This is a genomic window from Bradyrhizobium ottawaense (genome assembly GCF_002278135.3).
Taxonomy (GTDB): Bacteria; Pseudomonadota; Alphaproteobacteria; order Rhizobiales; family Xanthobacteraceae; genus Bradyrhizobium; species Bradyrhizobium ottawaense.
In genome coordinates this window covers 7,032,507-7,049,617 of the sequence record NZ_CP029425.2, presented here as the reverse complement: position 1 = coordinate 7,049,617, position 17,111 = coordinate 7,032,507, and the positions used below count along the sequence as shown (strand labels likewise).

The following is a 17,111-nucleotide window of genomic DNA, read 5'->3' as shown; positions in this document are numbered from 1 at the left end:
TGATCAGGATGGGATCGTCATGGCAACCACGAAGTCGTTGCCATGCCGTGGCAAGGCTCTGGGAGAGGGGAGAATTTGCGCCATCTCGATGTCACCTGCGATGCAGCGGGAGAGAACGGCCCGCCTCGAATCTGCCGATCTCAATTTATGGCTCGGCCGCGTATGAAATGATCTCGCAGAGCCCGATAAACGGGCTCTGACCAAACATGGGCGATCAGCGCTTGCGCCTCGATCCGGCAGTCGCCGCCGCTTGGTCACATAAGCGGCGGGTGCGTCTTCCCATCGAGCAACGGCTCGACCGACCAGCATTCGGCTACATTTGGATGTTCCGTAAGCACTCGCTCTATTCTTGCTGGAAAGATATTCTCGCTTGAAATAATCGAGAGTTGTTTTGCCGCGGTGAAGCGGAATAGATCCATCGGCCTCGCAGTGTCCATTGTCGCCGGCGAGGCTGGGGATCTCGAGTCGGGCTCCTCTCAGGGCACCAAACTGGCTCTCCAAGGCGCGAGCGATCCGCTCAATGTATCGATTGAGGATGACATAGCTGGACGGCTTCCGTTCGAAATGAATCGCGGTCTTGTCAAAGGTATAGGTAGCGCTTCCCTCGGCCGGGGTGGAAAAATTCAGCTTGCTATTCATGCGTGTCAGGTCCGCGCATTCTGTTTGCGCCACCCGCAACGGCCCCCCAAATCCTGACGAGGCCCCGGTCATATGCTTCGGCTGGCGCTTGTACAGGCTGTGCTCACACGGTCTTGGCGGAAGCCTTCTTTTAATGGCTGTCATGGGGTGCGAACGATGGATATCGCTCGAGGGAAATCTGCCGATCGATCGATCACTCCGCTCTGCTCAGCTGCGGTGTGCATCTTCCGGTAATGATCGGCACACCACGAAGAGGTCTTCTTGCCGCGTTTTTGATATACAGGCTCGCCGCACATATAGGCCGCTCTCATATCTCCATCTTTGAAACCGATGATGCAACGGCACTGGCCTTCAACATGATGAACTAACAGGACCTTCTTAAGGCCATCGCGGTCTTTCAACTTGCTGCTCCAGCCTGCCAAACAATTTCTTCCGATGCCGCGCTGGTCACGCGGAGTCGCCCGCGCGGGCCACTCGTCGAAACCCGCGCGGGCTCACCATCTGCCAAACCTTGCACGGTCGAAACGCCTTGCCAGGTGCGGAAAGGAGCTTGAAGGTGGCGGGTTCGGCGAACTGAGTTTTGTGCGTTGCTGCGCGAGACGAGCAGCTTCAGGAAGCGGGCGCCACCTAAGCGCTTCCGATAGACTTCCACGTCGATCAATTCTGACCTTATCGGCTCCCGTGGCGAAGTGGCCGCCGGCGGCCATATTGTCAGGATCAGAAATGCCGAACCATTTAGAGCTACGTGCGAGCTCTGGCGCCGCGATCGGAACTCGCTGCACAGCCCTCCCGAGCGAGGGACTATAGACAATGAGGAGCATGACCGGCCATCGGTCAGCGGATATGACCAGCTGAGGCATTCGCAGTCCCTCACACGATAGGTGCCACGCCCGAGAGCGTACGATTTAACGTTACGTCAGATTCAAGCCCCTTTTTTGCGGCCTATGAAAACGTGACCAAGGTAATGCTGGCCCAAGCAGTCCCCCAAGGGGCTATCGCGAACATGTAGCGCCGCCGTGAGGGGGGCGAGCCCCAGTTAATGAGGGCCATTGAGGAGAGATCCAGCGAACGCGTCGGCGGCGTACCCAACGCACGTCGCCGCTCGCTTCCGGCGAAATTTGGAGTTGCTCAGGGGGCGTATGCGGGAATCACCATCGGCGGTCAGTCTGAGAAGGCGAGATATCGAAGCCAAGCTTGGCAAGTGTTTTTGGCGTTTGCGTAAAGCGCCACGCTGGCCTGCCAGTCTCTCGGCATGTAGGCGGCAACGGCGCACCTAATGCGCTCTCAGCAGAACACGTCGTTTTGCCTCGAAAAGATGCTCATCCAGGGTATCGTGCAGCGCACGCCGCAGCTCTGGCGGGATGGAGCTATCTGTATCGATCAATTCCCGAAACTTCCGGATGATGTGTTCTATTGTTGCGATCGTTCCCAGTGTTTCCATCCTCTGCCAGGGCATCATCCATTGTCTCCTTTGGCGCGTAACGCACGTTGCGCCGCGGGTCCTCACCTCAGCAACCGGGCCGAGAACAGCCTCTAGTCGGCAAAGGGGTGGCTGTCGGACACCTGCTCAGCGCGAGTTGTTTCGTCAGCGGCGCTCACTCAAATTCCGCAGAAGTGGCGCGCATTTGCAGCTGCAATATTCTTGCGCACGTAAGCTGCACTCTTGATCGCATTAGTCGAGCCTCAGCCAGCTCAGCTTTAGGCGTTTGAAACCGCAATCAAGCGAGTCAGCCGGGCGGCTGCAGCGCCGTGATCAAGTGATTCTTGGCCAAGTGCCACGCCTTGCTGTAGGTTCGAGGCACGACCGGCCACCACCAGTGCCGCCGCCGCGTTCAAAAGTGCGGCATCACGAAAAGGGCCTGGGAGGCCGTCGAGCACTTTCTCTAACGCAATGGCATGAGACTCGCAATCACAGCTCTCCAGCGCATCGGCGCGGTAGCGGGGGAGCCCGGCTTCTTCCGGCGTCACTTCGAACGTGCGGACTGTACCGGCCTCGACCGCAGCAACAAAGCTTGTCCCGGCGAGGGATATTTCATCGAGCCCGTCCGAGCCATGAACAACCCATACCGAATCGGCACCCAGGTTCTTCAAGACGTACGCCAATGGCTGCACCCATTTGCGAGCGAAAACTCCAAGGATCTGCCGCTTGACGCCGGCCGGATTAGACAAAGCCTCGATTAGATTGAACATTGTGTGGGTTCCAAGCACGCTTCGGATCTGGCTGATGCGCTGCATCGCAGGATAGCCGGCTGACGCAAACATGAAGCCAATGCCGGCTTCGTGCACACAACGTGCGATCGCATCAGGCTTGAGATCGACCTTTACGCCTAGACTCGCCAACACGTCTGCGGTGCTTGAACGCAAAGTCGCAGCGCGGTTAACATACTTGGCGACAGGAACGCCGGCCCCGGCGACGATGAAGGAAGCGCACGTCGATACGTTGAGCGGACGCATCGCCCCGTCGCTCGCACCAGTGATATCGATGGGGTCGCATTGCATTTCCACCTTGGGCATTAAATTCCGCATTGCGGACGCGGCGCCGGTGACTTCTTCGACTGTTTCGCCGCGGACTCTCATCCCAATCAACAAGCCACCGATCTGCGAGGGAGTTGCGTCACCCGACATCATGCTGTCGAACGCTGACGCAGCCTCCTCGCGCGTCAGTATGGCGCCCGTGGCAACTTTCGCGATGATCGACTTGAGCGGTTCCATCGAACTGTGCACGTCCCTTGTCCAATCTGAGCTGCGACCGTTCAGCCAGACGTCTTTGCAGCCGAGTGCCTTGTTGCAGCTGCCTGTCTATTCGCACTCGCTATGCCGCACTTGTCCAACAGGCGGCCGACAGATGAAACGTGAGCATCTGTGGCGACGCTACAACCTGACGCTACGTGAGGGTCAAGCCCTCTCCATTCGATGGTGCCCTAGATAGGACGCCGGCGGCTGGTCAGAGGACTGCAGTCGCTTGATACCAGAACAATAGCGTCGTCTCGAGCCTGCTTGCCGGCGATATTAGGAGGGTCACAAGGCTTTTGGCTTCCGGCGCCGCCGTGGCGGGGGCCGCCGGTTAACCTTCGTGCGATGTGCTGCACGTGAGCTGGGACGACTTCTGGTAAGGAGCCGGGCGGACAAGTCGTAGCACCTTCACTTCGATCTGCTGCTCTGATTGCCGATGTCCCGCCCGGAGATCACGTATCGGCATTGCTGACTGAGGCGATCTTGCTTGGATCTGAGGCAGACAGTGATAGCAAAGCGATCTGGTATGTGACTACTACAAAGGCGTAACACGTCTTCCATACAGGCCTCTTTCTCCTCTGCGGTCGGCGCTTGATCAAGCGCGTTGGCTGGCGCGAGCATGACCGTTGTCATTGCCAGGCCAAGAGCGATGGCGCCGTAGCGAAGTCCGAGGTCCGAAGCCAACTTAGTTCGTTGTTTCTGAATCATAACATTCCTTCAATTCGGGTGGGGTGACGTTTTGTTCTTGCTGTGTGCGGAGCGCATCATCTGCCAACCGGAAAGCTGCGGATCTGCTTAGCTGGCTGTCGGCAAGCTCGTTATTCTACTTTGCGGTTCTCATTGTACGGAGCCCGTCATCCGCCGGGAATGACATTCGATGAATCGGGGGTAGGCCTGCACCGGATGGTGTTAGGCTCTCTATTTCGTCGTCCTGGGCTAGCGTACATATTTGAAGCATTCGCAAATGTCGTGATGTCAGGAATCCCCTGGCTCTCAGTGGTGATCCCCACTTGTCCCAACTCGTACAATCTAACGATGCATGCGATTCAAAGTCTCTTCATAAGACCGATGGTCTAAAGCTGTCGGGGGCTGTGGACTAGGGATCGACCGCTTCGGCAGCCGAGCCACGAGCGTCGCTCCTACGTGATGATACGGAGCGTAGGTGTCGCAATTGTTTGATCTACGAATTGCATGCTCTCGGCATGAATCCGAAAAGCAAACTCTACCAACCCGATCACTGGCGAGGCCGCGCGCAAGCAACGCGAAAGAAGGCGGCAGCGCTCGTTGACGGGAAAGCAAAAGACAGGTTGCTTAAGATTGCCTTCGAATACGACAAGTTAGCGCAGCGCGCCCTCGTGTGGCGGATGCGCAAAAATGAGGACGATACGTGGCCTGAGCAAGAGCTGTAAGCGCTGCTACGGCCAATCAAGGCTTCAGCCTTTTGAACTATACCCAACCCAAGGGCGAGGCTGATATCGCTCAACAAGCAAGTCAATCCCGCCTGCTCCGAGCGTTGCGGGAGCGAGGAGCGAGGCGGCCGGGCCGTCCTATGCCATAGGACGTGAGGGCGGAGCCGGCCGCTTGCCCAACGTTCCTTCAGGTCTCTTTGCTTCGTCAGCTTCTCGAAAGCTAGCTTTCACATAACGGTAATGCGGAGTACCAGTTCTCACTTGCAGTCAATCCGTTGCGCCTAACGAGGAAGCCCGGATGCCACCTGCGCGGTACGTCGAGCTGCTACTGGTCATTTTGGGCACTTAGCCGCGGCCGCAACGGCATATCAGTGTCTTTCATTTCAGACATCTGGGTTATGCGTCGGAATTCCTATTGCGGTCGCCGGAACAGCGCACTCTAAATCCAGGTCGCAGCGCGAATTGCGCGCCGGCATCAGGTTATTCGCAGCCGTGGCGGCTGCAGCATGCGATAGGCCCTAGAAGCCTCGCGCGGTCGCCATGCACGGGAGGCTGTCAGAAGAAGGCTGTGATGACCAAGTAGATTCCAGCCCAAAGCACCGCATTTATGAGAAGTGCGACGAGGAGCTCCCAGTTCCACCTTCTCTGCGGTTGCAAGGAGGGACGATCGGCGCCGAAATGCTTGATCATTGGGGGCTTTGTTGCGCGCGAATGTACGTCTCATTGCGCTGAGCGCCGGCCAACAGAAATATGCCAAGCTTTGCATGCCTCCTATCACTCATAAGCTAGCAGTCCTCTCTTCATAGGGCGGTAGGAGAAACGATGTTCGTTGCGTCGCGACCACTCGGCCGATTGATTGCTCGTGTATCTTCGGAACGGCAAGGTCGCGTTCGGCCCACGCAGCAAGCTACATGCCAGAAGGTAGAACTGTCGGCAGCGCCTTTCATTTGATGGGTTGGTCAAACGGAGCCGCTGCGCGACGTCGGAGTCGCGACATTCCTGTCGGAAACAAAACCCGCATTACCGTGTGCAACGAACACCGGCGGCGACGCCGGTGATGCTGTGTTGAAGATGGGAGTTTGGCCTCCCGGAGCCGGCCTTCAGGGGCAGGCTTAAACCACCTCATGCTGCCGCGTTCAAAAGGCGCGGTGGTGAGCGATGAGGAAAAAGGCGGTGAATGAAACCGTCAGGTAAGTGACAAGAAGATGAGTGCAAGCGAACCGCCGATGACGTATCGAAATGGGTTCAAGATGCTGTCAAGACGGGCGTGGGGTAGTAGCGCTCGGAGGAGTGTGGGCGGAGCCTGTTTACGGCCCACGCGGCAGCCGGTGCATAGGCGGCATGATCTCGTCACAGGCTTCAACACGGAACGTCGGAACCTGACGCAATGCGTCAGGGGCGGAGCAACCCGTAATAGTGAGGAAGCGGCTGTAATGGCCGTGGAGCAAAGGGGTTGCGTTATCCTGCCGGCGTCACTGCGCCAACCGGGAAGACCGGGAGGAGCACGGTGAACTCCGGCAAACCGTTGCCCATCACCAAGCGGATGGTGTGGGAAGCCTATAAGCTTGTGAAGAAGGGAAAGGCGGCGGGCGTCGATGGCCAGAGTCTCGAAGACTTTGCCGGCGATCTTGAGAACCACCGCTACCGGCTGTGGAATCGGTTGGTGTCAGGAAGTTACTTCCCGCCACCAGTGCGGCGGGTCGAGATTCCTAAGGCCGGCGGTGGGATTCGTCCTCTTGGCATACCGACGGTCGCGGACCGTATCGCCCAGATGGTGGTCAAACGGTGTCTGGAGCCGGTGTTGGATGGAGAATTTGATCCGGACTCCTACGGCTACAGGCCCGGAAAATCGGCCCATCAGGCCATAGAGCAGGCGCGTAAGCGGTGCTGGCAGCACGACTGGGTCGTAGATCTCGACATCAAGAGCTTTTTCGACACGATCGATCATGAACTCTTGATGCGCGCGGTCTATCGACACACGAAAGCTGACTGGATCCGGCTCTACATTGAGCGGTGGCTTAAGGCTCCGGTCGAGATGCCCGATGGATCGGTTCGGGCGAGGACGACAGGCAGGTCTCAAGGGGGTGTGGTCAGTCCAATCCTGGCAAACTTGTTCCTGCACTACGTGTTCGATGTTTGGATGAAGGGGTCTTATCCCCACATTCCGTTCGAACGCTACGCCGACGACATCATCTGCCATTGCCGCACGCGGAAGCGGAGGAACTCAAATCGGCGCTGGAACGACGGTTTGCTGACTGCCATTTATTGCTGCATCCGGAGAAGACTAAAGTGGTCTACTGCGCTGACAGCAATCGACGGCGGTCCTACCCGCAGATCCATTTTGACTTCCTGGGCTTTAGCTTCCGCCCCCGTATGGCGAAGAACCGGTGGGGCAGGATCTTCACCTGCTTCCTTCCGGGCGTGAGTCCGAACTCTCTCAAGGAGATGAGGGCTCGCATTCGAGGATGGCGCTTGCCTCAGCACTCGCCGCTTCCGCTTGAAGACATCGCGCGTAGTCTCAGCCCCGTCCTTCGGGGCTGGGATCAATACTACGGGCGATTCTACCCGACGGAACTGCGTAGGCTCTATGAGTACTTCGATGAGCGCCTCGGCGCGTGGCTTCGGTGCAAGTACAAGCAACTGAAGGGCCATCGGGGACGGTCGTTGCGGAAACTCAACGAGATGGCGAAGCAAAATCCAAAGCTCTTTGTCCATTGGCAAAAGCTTGGACGGGCTACGGTTGGATAACAGGAGCCGGATGATGCGAGAGTATCACGTCCGGATCTGTGAGCGGCCGAGGGTGAAACTCCCTCGGCCTACTCGACAGCAAAAGGTGAGCGCCTCGCGAGCGTCATGCCGTATGACCTTGCCCCGTGGACTTAATCCAGATTGAAGTTCGCTCTGGCCGATATGAGGACCAGAGCATGAAGCGCAGCCGCTTTACGGAAGAGCAGATCATCGGGATTTTGAAGGAGCACGAAGCTGGCGTGTCGGTTGCCGATCTGTGCCGGAAGCACGGCGTCAGCGATGCCAGCATCTACAAATGGAAAGCCAAGTTTGGCGGGATGGAGGTCTCGGAGGCCAAGCGGCTGAGGACGCTGGAGGATGAGAACACGCGGCTGAAGCGGCTTTTGGCCGATCGTGGACGCCCACGGGATGAGCGAACGGCGGGCGTGTAAAGCCATCGGCTGTTGCCGCATGACCATCAGATATCGGACGACCCGGGCGGACGACGCGGCCCTACGCCAACGCATGAGAGCGATTGCCGAGGTGCGCCGTCGCTTCGGCTATCGGCGCCTGCATGTTCTGCTCAGGCGGGAGGGCTATCTGGTCAACCACAAGAAACTGTTCCGGCTCTACCGGGAAGAGAGGCTCGCGGTCCGTCGCCGTGGTGGCCGCAAGCGGGCGCTCGGGACCAGGGCGCCGATGGTGGTGCCGATAGCGCCGAATGACCGCTGGTCGCTCGACTTCGTCTCGGACCAGCTCACCGATGGCCGCCGCTTCCGCATCCTGACCGTGGTCGACGAGTGCACGCGCGAATGCCTGGCGTTGGTGGCCGACACCTCACTGTCGGGCTCCCGGGTGGCGCGGGAGCTGGACCGGCTGATGATTGAGCGCGGCAAGCCCAAAATGGTGGTCAGCGACAACGGCATCGAATTGACCAGCAACGCCATCCTGACATGGGCCGACCAGAGCCGTGTCGACTGGCATTACATCGCGCCCCGCAAGCCGACGCAGAATGCCTTCATCGAAAGCTTCAATGGCTGTCTCCGAGACGAATTGTTGAACGAGACGCTGTTCACGTCGCTGGCCCAGGCCCGCGTCGAACTCGGACATTGGCGGGCCGACTACAACGATACGCGACCTCACTCGCAACTCGGATGGAAAACACCATCGGAGTTTGCCTTCACCTGCAACCCGCGACGGGATCTGGCGCTGCGCTATGCCGATGGCTCCGCGCCAGCTCCCGCCGCTGCCACCGCCCAACCGAGCAAATCCAACAGCCGGGGCGAACTCAGGACCGGATAAAACTTGATGTGGTGGAACGGCCCGCTCCAACAGCATCAAAGTGCTAGAACGTGGTCGTTGTTCGAACGCCACAAAGGAGGGACCGTTCCGTGAAACAGGTTATGCCGCGCGGCGAACAGGATGGAAGTGGAGCGTCGACCATGATGAGAGGGCTACGCCGGGCTCGTGACGCAGGGAGGGCGTAGCCCGACCGGAGTTACGAGCCCGGCGTCGGCGCGATCCACAGCGGACCGCGCCGACTGGTGATCGCGGCCGGCTGGTTATGCAAGTGGTTCTTCCGCCAAGAGGAATCACTCGCGTGCCAGGCCGACACATTACCGATCACCAAATGAGGCTCTACATGAAGTACCGTCAGACCGATAGCCCACCCGTGGCCGCCGCCAAGGCTTCGTTCAGCACCTCGACCGCTTACCGGATCGAGAAGGATCGACGCCTTCCGTCGCAGAAGAAGGCTCCCCGCGGCCGTCGCCGGCCAGATCCCTTGGCCCGCGTATTTGAGACAGATATCGCGCCGATGCTGAAGGCCGCCCCCGGTGTGCGGCCGGTCACGATCTTCGAGGAGTTGCTCCGACGCCATCCCGAGCTCGGCGCCGGCATCCGTCGCACGCTGGAGCGCCGGATCCGGGCCTGGCGGGCGATCCACGGCGAGGAGCAGGAGGTCATCTTCCGCCAGACCCACGAACCCGGTCAGCGCGGCCTGTCCGACTTCACCGACATGGGCGAATTGGGTGTCACGATCGCGGGCGTACCGCTCGACCATCGTCTCTATCACTTCCGGCTGGCCTATTCCGGGTTTGAGCACGCCCATGTCGTGCTCGGCGGTGAGAGCTTCGTCGCTCTGGCCGAAGGCCTGCAGAATGCCTTGTGGTCACTCGGTGGGGCGCCACGGGAGCATCGCACCGACAGCCTGTCGGCCGCCTTTTGCAATCTCGACCGCGACGCCAAAGACGATCTGACGCGGCGATACGAAGACCTCTGTGCCCATTACGGCATGCGGCCTTCCCGCAACAATCGTGGCATCGCCCACGAGAACGGGGCGATCGAGAGTTCGCATGGTCATCTCAAGCGAGCGATCGGCGACGCGCTGTTGCTGCGTGGCACCGCCGACTTCGACGATCTAGCTGCCTATCGTGGCTTCATCGATGAGATCGCCAGCCGCCGCAATGCCCGCAACGCCAAGCGGATCGACAGTGAACGTAGCGCACTTCAGGATCTGCCGGACCGCCGCACGTCGGACTATGAAGAGGTGATCGTCCACGTGACGTCGTCCGGCGGCTTCACCTTGCGCAAGGTGTTCTACACGGTGCCGTCGCGCTTGATCGGCCATCGGCTGCGGGTGCGCCTGTATGACGATCACCTCGACGTGTTTGTCGGCGGCACGCATCTCCTCACCTTGCCGCGCGGGCGGCCGCATCCCAATGGCAAGCACGATCAGGTCGTCGATTATCGGCACGTGATCCATTCCTTGCGGCGCAAGCCGATGGCGCTCCTCAACCTGGTCTACCGCGACCAGCTGTTCCCCCGGGAAGCTTACCGCCGAGCCTTCGACGTCTTGCGCAAACGCTTACCGGACAAGAAGGCCTGCCGGATCATGGTCGATCTCCTCGCACTCGCCCATGAGCGCGGTTGCGAGGCCGAACTCGCCAATCAGCTCACGGCTGACCTGAACGACGGCCGGCTGCCCGACCTCAACCGGCTACGTACTCACTTCGCCCCGGATCCCGCCCAGGTGCCGAACGTCGTGGTACGCCTCGCACCGCTCGCCACCTATGAATGCCTCATCGGTACCGCCGAGATCGGAGGCGCCGCATGAGCACAACCAACGTAGTCGACACCGCGCGCCTCAATCTGTTGCTCAACGAGCTGCGGCTGCCCGCCATCAAGGCGCTGTGGCCGCAATTTGCCGAGCAATCCGATAAAGAAGGCTGGCCGGCGGCGCGCTTCCTCGCCACCATTGCCGAGCACGAGATCGCTGAGCGCGGCCGCCGCCGCATCGAGCGCCATCTCGTCGAGGCGCGGCTGCCTACCGGAAAGACCTTTGACAGCTTCGACTTCGAGGCCGTGCCGATGATCTCCAAGGCGCAAATGACCGCACTCGCCGCCGGCGACGGCTGGCTCGGCAAGGGCGCCAATCTGCTGCTGTTTGGTCCGCCCGGTGGAGGCAAGAGCCACTTGGCGGCAGCAATCGGCTTGGCCCTCATCGAGAACGGATGGCGCGTCCTGTTCACCCGCACCACCGATCTCGTGCAGAAGCTCCAGGTGGCTCGCCGCGAGCTCAACCTCGAGGGCGCCATCAACCGCCTCGATCGCTTCGATCTCGTCATCTTGGACGATCTTGCCTATGTCACCAAGGACCAGGCCGAGACCAGTGTGCTGTTCGAGCTCATCAGCGCACGCTACGAGCGACGCTCTTTGCTGATCACCGCCAATCAGCCCTTTGGAGAATGGAACAAGGTCTTTCCGGACCCAGCTATGACCCTCGCGGCGATCGATCGCCTTGTTCACCACGCCACCATCGTCGAGATGAACGTCGAGAGCTATCGCAGGCGGACTGCCCTCGAGCGAAAGCGTGGTCCAGGGCGGCCACCGGAGCACGCGACACAAAAAACGCTCGCTTGATTGACGCTCCGCGACAATCAAAGCAAACAAAACTCTTGCGCGCGACAATCATCGCGGCGATCATCATCGCGCCGCGACACTGACTCGCCATCCTGATCGCCGCGCTCTTCCGACCCAGATCGTCGCGCTATAGGTTATCACCATCGGGCTGGATCTGGCCAAGCACGTTTTCCAGGTTCACGGGGCGGATGCCGAGGGCTCACCCGTGTTCAACCGGAAGCTACGGCGCAGCGAAGTTCTGCGTTTCTTTGAGAAGCTGCCAGCATGCCTGGTGGGGATGGAAGCATGCGGTAGCGCCCACTATTGGGCGCGCGAGATCGCAGCTCTCGGTCATGAGGTCCGGCTCATTCCGCCGGCTTATGTCAAACCCTTCGTCAAGCGTGGCAAGACGGATGCGGCGGACGCTGAGGCCATCAGCGAAGCGGTGACCCGAAAGACCATGCGCTTCGTGCCGATTAAGACGGCTGAGCAACAGGCTGCCGCGATGGTGCTGAAGACCCCGCGCTCTTCTAGTGCGGCAGCGAACGCAATCGGTCAACGCGTTGCGCGCGCATCTGGCAGAATTGGGGATCATCGCCACCGCCGGCCTGGCAAAGGTTGAGGCGCTGGTCGCAATCATACGGGATGAGACAGATGCACGCCTGCCCGCAGCAGCGCGCTTCGCGCTGATGGCTATTGCCGACGAGATTGAAGCTTCAGCCGACCAGATCGAGAGGCTCGAGCGCGCAATCGTCGCGGAGGCCAAGCACGACGAGGACATGCGTCGGTTGACCACGATCCCTGGCGTCGGCGCCATTACGGCGGCGACCATCAAAGCGCTTGTGCCGGATCCCGGCGGGTTCAAGTCGGCTCGCCACTTTGCCGCCTGGCTGGGATTGACGCCGCGGCCTCATTCAAGCGGAGGCAAAGAGCGGTTGGGACGAATATCGAAGATGGGAAATCCAGAACTCCGCTCTCTCCTCGTTGTCGGGGCAACGGCCGTCTTGCGGCTTGTCCGAAACGACGTTCGGGCGCGGCCGTGGCTGAAGGCGCTTCTCGCCAGACGCCCCTTCAAGGTTGCCGCCGTCGCGCAGGCCAATAAGACGGCGCGGATCATCTGGGCGCTCCTGGACAAGGGTGAAATTTATCGGCGTCCCGACCCATTGGCGATTGCCGCGGTGACGCAGTGACCGCCAAAACGATCTGACCGGCGCAGGCCGGCAGAGGGCGAGGTGCAACAACAGGCGATGAACCCATGGGACGAAATCCCGAAACGAGTGAAGCTACTGCCCCCAATGCGCTCAAGCGCGTAAACTTGATTTAGCTCCTCGTTCCGCGGATCTCATCGAGGCCAGCGGCCATATTGTGCCGCGCGCAAAGGCCGGACATATGACCGCACCGTTCCAATGTGTGAAATCGACTGAAAAAGCTCTTGCCTCGCGGGCCGTTCCACATATGGGGGCAAGGTCACGTAGCCAACGCGTTAGAGCTATGCGGGATTTTGGGTGACGAGGCGATCAGGCGGCGTGGTTTTCCGGCACTTGGATGACCTCGATGCCGTTTTCGAATCTGACACCTGCGATGACCTTCGGCAACTGATTTGTGCCTTTCAGCCGCCGCCAGGTCTTTGATGCGGCGCAGAGCAGCTTGAACACCATCAACTTGGCAGTCGTTGACGATAACGAACCTTTCGTGCGCACCGTTCTGTGCCGGACCGTCGCGAACACGCTTTCGATGGGATTCGTCGTCCGCAAGTGGTCCCAATGCTCGGCGGGGAATTCGTAGAACGCAAGCATTGCGTCGCGATCTTTCGTCAGGCACTCGACCGCCTTGTCGTACTTCGCTCCGTATTTCTCGGCAAAGACATCGATCGCCACTTCGGCCGAAGCTCGGTTGGACGCCAAATAGACCTCGCGCAGATCCTTCTTCATGCTGGCCTGTACCGACACTGCGACTTTGTTCAAGATATTCGCGGTTTTGTGCACCCAGCACCGCTGATGTCGCGTGGCGGGAAAGACCTCGTCGAGCGCCTTCCAGAAGCCGAGCGCGCCGTCACCGACGGCGATTTCCGGGGCGATCTTCAGCCCACGGGTTTTCGCCTCGACGAGCAGTTCGTGCCAGCTCTGCGTGCTCTCGCGCACGCCGACCTGGAAGCCGATGAGTTCCTTCTTGCCTTCCGGCGTCGCGCCGATCAGCACCAGCATGCATTCGCTGTGGTCTTCCATGCGAGCCTGCAGGAAGACGCCGTCCGCCCACACGTATACGTACCGGCGCGCCGACAGATCGCGCTTCTGCCAACGCTCGTACTCGAGCTGCCACTCCGTCGTCAGTCTGGAAACCACCGCCGGAGAAAGATTCGGCGCATCCTTGCCCAGGAGCGCCGCCAGCGCCTCCTGGAAGTCGCCCGTCGAGATGCCTCGCAGGTACAGAACCGGCAAAAGTGCATCCAAGCTCTTCGTGCGCCGTGCCCACAACGGCAGGATCGCCGAGGTGAAGCGGATCCGCTCGCCATCGCTGGTCACCGCGCGATCGCGAATCTTTACCCGGGCGACTTCGACGGCGCCGATCCCCGTCTGGATCGTCCGCACTGGACCATGGCCGTGCCGCACGAGGCGGTCGCGGCCATCGGGAAGCTTCAAGCCCTTCATCGCGGCGAGAAACGCCTCGGCTTCCATCTCGACAGCCTGCGCAAGCAGCTGCCGAGCACCAGATCGCAAAATATTCGTCAGTGGATCGTCGATCTCATCGGGCTGACGCAGTGGGACAATGTTGCTATGCTCGTTCATGGCGTATCGCTCTCCTTGAGGTTCTGGCAGGCTCGACACCCGCCTCGATACGCCGCCTATCTCATTCCGTCATCACCCAGTTTCCCGCATAGCTCAACGCGTTAAGGGCCGCATCTTAGTGAGGCCTATAAATCGAGCGATATTTGCAGTGGCAGCCAATGAGATCGGTTAATCATTGTTCCTGACCGTTAGCTGACGATCGAGGTCGCAGCGGTCCGCTGGATGTGCCAGCTAAGAAGTGCATTCCAGACGTCTGCGGCTATGTACGAGCCGATTTGGACGCCATAAAACTGAATGGTTTTCACATAATTGACGCATTAGGACTGTTCAGCCTTTGCGAGAAGGCCGCAAGGGATCAAGTACACTCCCGCAGAAGCAGCAATGTCGCCCGGAGCTATCTGGTGCGGCAACTGCGAGCATCATGAAGTCTGGATTCCGCCGCCAATAGGAGAGCATGGCATGATGAGGGACAATTCATTGAAGACGAGATGAGGCCTCAAGAGCCGCCGACTTCGCATGCTCAAGCGTGATGTGCGCTCTGCCGGCGATGAGCAGTGAATGCCTGGCACCGATCAAGACTGCTTCGCCGCGGAGAGGCTCAATGGCGGACTTACATAAGTAGCGGGAAGATTCGATCGGCGGGTCGCCTAACTCAACGTACAGATCGTGCCGCCGCCCGTCCTCAGGCAACCGGCGGCACCGAGCGCAATTCGAGCACCAGAGGCATAACTAGAGGAGCGTGAGTGATGATAGACATCTACCGCTTTTGCGGATGGTGCGTTGTAGAGTGGTTCAGGAAAGCTGGGCCGAGAATCGCGGAGGTTGACTTGTTGCGCGACAACGTCCTCTACGTAGAGTTCAGGGCTATCCGAGAGGCAAAGGAGCGGGCGTGCGAGCGCAGGTGGTAGACAAGCTGGAGGCGGGCCGGGTGCAGCATGGCCGGTTCGCGACTGCTCCGGGATCAGGCCCTTGCGGTCTCTTCTTTGTGCAGGGGCCTTGCGGGTGTGAACTAAAGATAAGTGCATTTGTCCGTCCTGGGTGGGAGCATGTCGCTGTTTCGACACCGCGGCGTTGTCCAAACTGGGAGGAGATGTGCTTTGTCAAAGACATGTTCTGGGATGAAGAAGAGTGCGTCATGCAACTGCATCCGCCACATTCGCGTTATGTGAATAACAGCCGATATTGCCTTCATTTGTGGAGACCCATTTATCGAGACATTCCGATGCCGTCTCCGAGCTTCGTAGGCGTCGTTGGATTGAGTCCCTCAGATGCGGCAACGTTGTTCGCGCGGATGAGCGCGACAGCATGACGGACTGAGTTTACAATATCCGAGCACAAGGTGAGGCCGAGCGGGTGCACAAGCACCGGTTCGGCGTCCCGATGAGATGTCACAAGCGGGTGTATGTCAGGCTCGCTCGGCCGTTGCGGCGTGCAAGGCGGGCTGAGATGAAATGCCGCTGTCAAACAGGAGCAGCCTCAGAGCGAACAACAGCATCTCGCTCGCTGATAGCCGATCACGGGGCGAACTGGGGGCGCGAATTGCGCGCTCTTTGGAGGCGAAGTTTTGGGCGCCGGGCGGCGCGGCACGATGAGGGTGAGATCGATCTCAAGCCCACGACCGAGCCTGGTTTGGTGAAGGCATCGTCTAACGCAGCCATCATCCTGACTGAAGCTGAAATTACACGAGCGCGACCTCTTTCACTGTGCAAGAGTCACTAGCTGGTCGGCCACCGCCTCACACCTGCAGCAGCGCCCGGAAGCTGGGACTGTCGCACAGCCAATTTGCCATGACGGCGATAGCTTCCCTAAGCTTGTGTGGTGGCCAGCTCCTCGTCAGTTTGCCGCGATATCGGTCGCAGGCAAGATGTGAGCAGCGCGCCCTCTGAGGAGACGCACGCGGAAGAAGCCGGTGAACCAGCATGTATAATCGAGTCGATGGCGAATACGCACATACTGAGCAAGCTGAGGAATCGAGTTGGCCCGCAGACGGTAGCGAATGTGCCCAAACACTCACCGAAATCGCGCGGCTGGAGAGCCTGGCGCCCGGCGAATTGTTCGATAGAATGGGGCTCTGCTTCAGCAAGCCGCATACCTCAGATGCAATCGATGATAGTTCAAACACCTCGGGCCTCAGCACATCCTCTCTGTCCTCCAGCTCCGAGTTATCCGTTGCCACTAGCCCTGTCCGTCCTCTGTTCGATTACAGGACGGCGGAATTGCCCCAAGCCAATGTCAGTGGAATCTGTGTTGGATTGGCCGCGGAGTGGCTCCTTGATCTCCCAAGCAGCGCTTCCTCCCGAATGGGGGTTCTGCTCCCGGGCACGGAAAATCACCGCTCGGCGGCAAGACGGCAGGAACAGTCTGAAAAGCTTAAGACTCAATTGAAAGAGGATAAGGCGGAAGGGTCTCACAATTTCCAGGCAAAAAGCACAATCTTGCGTGACGCCGGCCTAGAACCATCTGCTGAAGAGACGCGATATAGGTTTGGTACATCTTCGTGCATCGACAAGATCGTAAACGAGCTTGCGCAGGATCCATCCGTCCATTTGGTCAGCTTGAAATTCGTCCAACCTGGCGCCAGCACCCACACGATTGCAACGGCAACGTCGAATGGAACGACGATCCTCTCTGATCCTAACTATGGCGAATTTACTGTTCCGTCAGATCGGGTCGGAGGGTTGTTTAAGAGTCTTGCCGAGCGCTATAGCACCCTGAACAAACGTGATATTTCGGCGGTCGTCACACAAAGGATCAGGTATGGGCATCCCAATGCAACGGACCTTGCCCTATTCCCGCGCGCGGAACCTCATCGGTAGACACGAGGCAGCCGCATCGCCCGCCTTGTTTCACCCGCCGCGGTTTCTGTGGATGTTCAATCGATGCTCTCGATGGAAGTTCTCTGGAAGTAGTGCAGAGA

General features: G+C 59.5%; 13 protein-coding genes and 2 pseudogenes. 10 read left to right on the top strand and 5 right to left on the bottom strand.

Going from position 1 to position 17,111, the window contains the following annotated elements; genetic code table 11:
- Window positions 1-3: 3 nt before the first annotated feature.
- From CIT37_RS33155 to trpD, 4 genes are all read right to left on the bottom strand, one after another.
- Complete coding sequence (locus CIT37_RS33155; protein ID WP_223153701.1) at window positions 4-639, bottom strand: hypothetical protein; 636 nt, start codon at window positions 637-639, stop codon at window positions 4-6.
- Between the two features lie 140 nt (window positions 640-779).
- Entirely contained in the window at window positions 780-1,040 is a 261-nt protein-coding gene (locus tag CIT37_RS33150; protein WP_133415003.1) for a hypothetical protein, read from the bottom strand.
- Between the two features lie 872 nt (window positions 1,041-1,912).
- Window positions 1,913-2,098 (bottom strand): hypothetical protein, encoded by a 186-nt coding sequence (locus CIT37_RS33145; RefSeq protein ID WP_014497801.1) that lies wholly within the window; start codon window positions 2,096-2,098, stop codon window positions 1,913-1,915.
- 239 nt (window positions 2,099-2,337) lie between these two features.
- A complete protein-coding gene (gene trpD, locus CIT37_RS33140; protein WP_014497800.1) occupies window positions 2,338-3,351 on the bottom strand; it encodes an anthranilate phosphoribosyltransferase in 1,014 nt (337 codons plus the stop codon).
- 1,196 nt (window positions 3,352-4,547) lie between these two features.
- Between trpD and CIT37_RS33135 the strand changes: the two genes are divergently transcribed.
- The 7 genes and pseudogenes from CIT37_RS33135 (at window position 4,548) to CIT37_RS33110 (ending at window position 12,598) form a co-directional block, all read left to right on the top strand.
- A complete protein-coding gene (locus CIT37_RS33135; protein WP_014497799.1) occupies window positions 4,548-4,781 on the top strand; it encodes a hypothetical protein in 234 nt (77 codons plus the stop codon).
- A gap of 1,507 nt (window positions 4,782-6,288) precedes the next feature.
- Window positions 6,289-7,206 carry a group II intron reverse transcriptase/maturase gene (gene ltrA, locus CIT37_RS33130; protein ID WP_231088517.1) on the top strand — a complete coding sequence of 306 codons (918 nt, stop codon included), beginning with the start codon at window positions 6,289-6,291 and terminating at the stop codon, window positions 7,204-7,206.
- The gene (locus CIT37_RS40325; protein WP_474816784.1) at window positions 7,155-7,529 is read left to right on the top strand and encodes a group II intron maturase-specific domain-containing protein; all 375 of its coding nucleotides are present in this window, start codon (window positions 7,155-7,157) and stop codon (window positions 7,527-7,529) included. Before ltrA ends, CIT37_RS40325 begins: the two co-directional genes overlap by 52 nt.
- Before the next feature lie 176 nt (window positions 7,530-7,705).
- Window positions 7,706-8,810, top strand: a pseudogene (locus CIT37_RS33125) (IS3 family transposase).
- Window positions 8,811-9,108: 298 nt separating this feature from the next.
- A complete protein-coding gene (gene istA / locus CIT37_RS33120) occupies window positions 9,109-10,623 on the top strand; it encodes an IS21-like element ISBj11 family transposase (RefSeq protein WP_039228609.1) in 1,515 nt (504 codons plus the stop codon).
- Window positions 10,620-11,429: an IS21-like element ISBj11 family helper ATPase IstB gene (gene istB, locus CIT37_RS33115; protein WP_018270204.1), complete on the top strand. Its 810-nt coding sequence runs from the start codon at window positions 10,620-10,622 to the stop codon at window positions 11,427-11,429. The genes istA and istB overlap by 4 nt, the downstream gene beginning before the upstream one ends.
- A gap of 136 nt (window positions 11,430-11,565) precedes the next feature.
- Window positions 11,566-12,598, top strand: a pseudogene (locus CIT37_RS33110) (IS110 family RNA-guided transposase).
- Between the two features lie 327 nt (window positions 12,599-12,925).
- Here CIT37_RS33110 and CIT37_RS33105 read toward each other — a convergent pair.
- Complete coding sequence (locus CIT37_RS33105; protein WP_035716818.1) at window positions 12,926-14,194, bottom strand: IS256 family transposase; 1,269 nt, start codon at window positions 14,192-14,194, stop codon at window positions 12,926-12,928.
- A 746-nt stretch (window positions 14,195-14,940) separates the two neighbouring features.
- On the opposite strand from CIT37_RS33105, the gene CIT37_RS33100 reads away from it, so the two are divergent.
- The 3 genes from CIT37_RS33100 to CIT37_RS33095 all read left to right on the top strand — a co-directional run bounded on the left by CIT37_RS33100 (window position 14,941) and on the right by CIT37_RS33095 (window position 17,010).
- Window positions 14,941-15,102, top strand: a complete 162-nt coding sequence (locus tag CIT37_RS33100; RefSeq protein WP_014497793.1) for a hypothetical protein — start codon at window positions 14,941-14,943, stop codon at window positions 15,100-15,102.
- 182 nt (window positions 15,103-15,284) lie between these two features.
- The gene (locus tag CIT37_RS40275) at window positions 15,285-15,503 is read left to right on the top strand and encodes a DUF7694 domain-containing protein (RefSeq protein WP_071916442.1); all 219 of its coding nucleotides are present in this window, start codon (window positions 15,285-15,287) and stop codon (window positions 15,501-15,503) included.
- A 610-nt stretch (window positions 15,504-16,113) separates the two neighbouring features.
- Window positions 16,114-17,010, top strand: coding sequence for a YopT-type cysteine protease domain-containing protein (locus CIT37_RS33095; protein WP_095426903.1), 897 nt, complete (start codon window positions 16,114-16,116; stop codon window positions 17,008-17,010).
- Window positions 17,011-17,111 lie beyond the last annotated feature (101 nt).

What these genes read in the sequence shown, in the direction of transcription:
- CIT37_RS33155 (WP_223153701.1), bottom strand. Translation starts at nt 639, where the DNA reads ATGAATAGCAAGCTGAATTTTTCCACCCCGGCCGAGGGAAGCGCTACC.
- CIT37_RS33145 (WP_014497801.1), bottom strand. Translation starts at nt 2,098, where the DNA reads ATGATGCCCTGGCAGAGGATGGAAACACTGGGAACGATCGCAACAATA.
- trpD (WP_014497800.1), bottom strand. Translation starts at nt 3,351, where the DNA reads ATGGAACCGCTCAAGTCGATCATCGCGAAAGTTGCCACGGGCGCCATA.
- CIT37_RS40325 (WP_474816784.1), top strand. Translation starts at nt 7,155, where the DNA reads ATGGCGAAGAACCGGTGGGGCAGGATCTTCACCTGCTTCCTTCCGGGC.
- istB (WP_018270204.1), top strand. Translation starts at nt 10,620, where the DNA reads ATGAGCACAACCAACGTAGTCGACACCGCGCGCCTCAATCTGTTGCTC.
- CIT37_RS33105 (WP_035716818.1), bottom strand. Translation starts at nt 14,194, where the DNA reads ATGAACGAGCATAGCAACATTGTCCCACTGCGTCAGCCCGATGAGATC.
- CIT37_RS33100 (WP_014497793.1), top strand. Translation starts at nt 14,941, where the DNA reads ATGATAGACATCTACCGCTTTTGCGGATGGTGCGTTGTAGAGTGGTTC.
- CIT37_RS40275 (WP_071916442.1), top strand. Translation starts at nt 15,285, where the DNA reads ATGTGCTTTGTCAAAGACATGTTCTGGGATGAAGAAGAGTGCGTCATG.
- CIT37_RS33095 (WP_095426903.1), top strand. Translation starts at nt 16,114, where the DNA reads ATGTATAATCGAGTCGATGGCGAATACGCACATACTGAGCAAGCTGAG.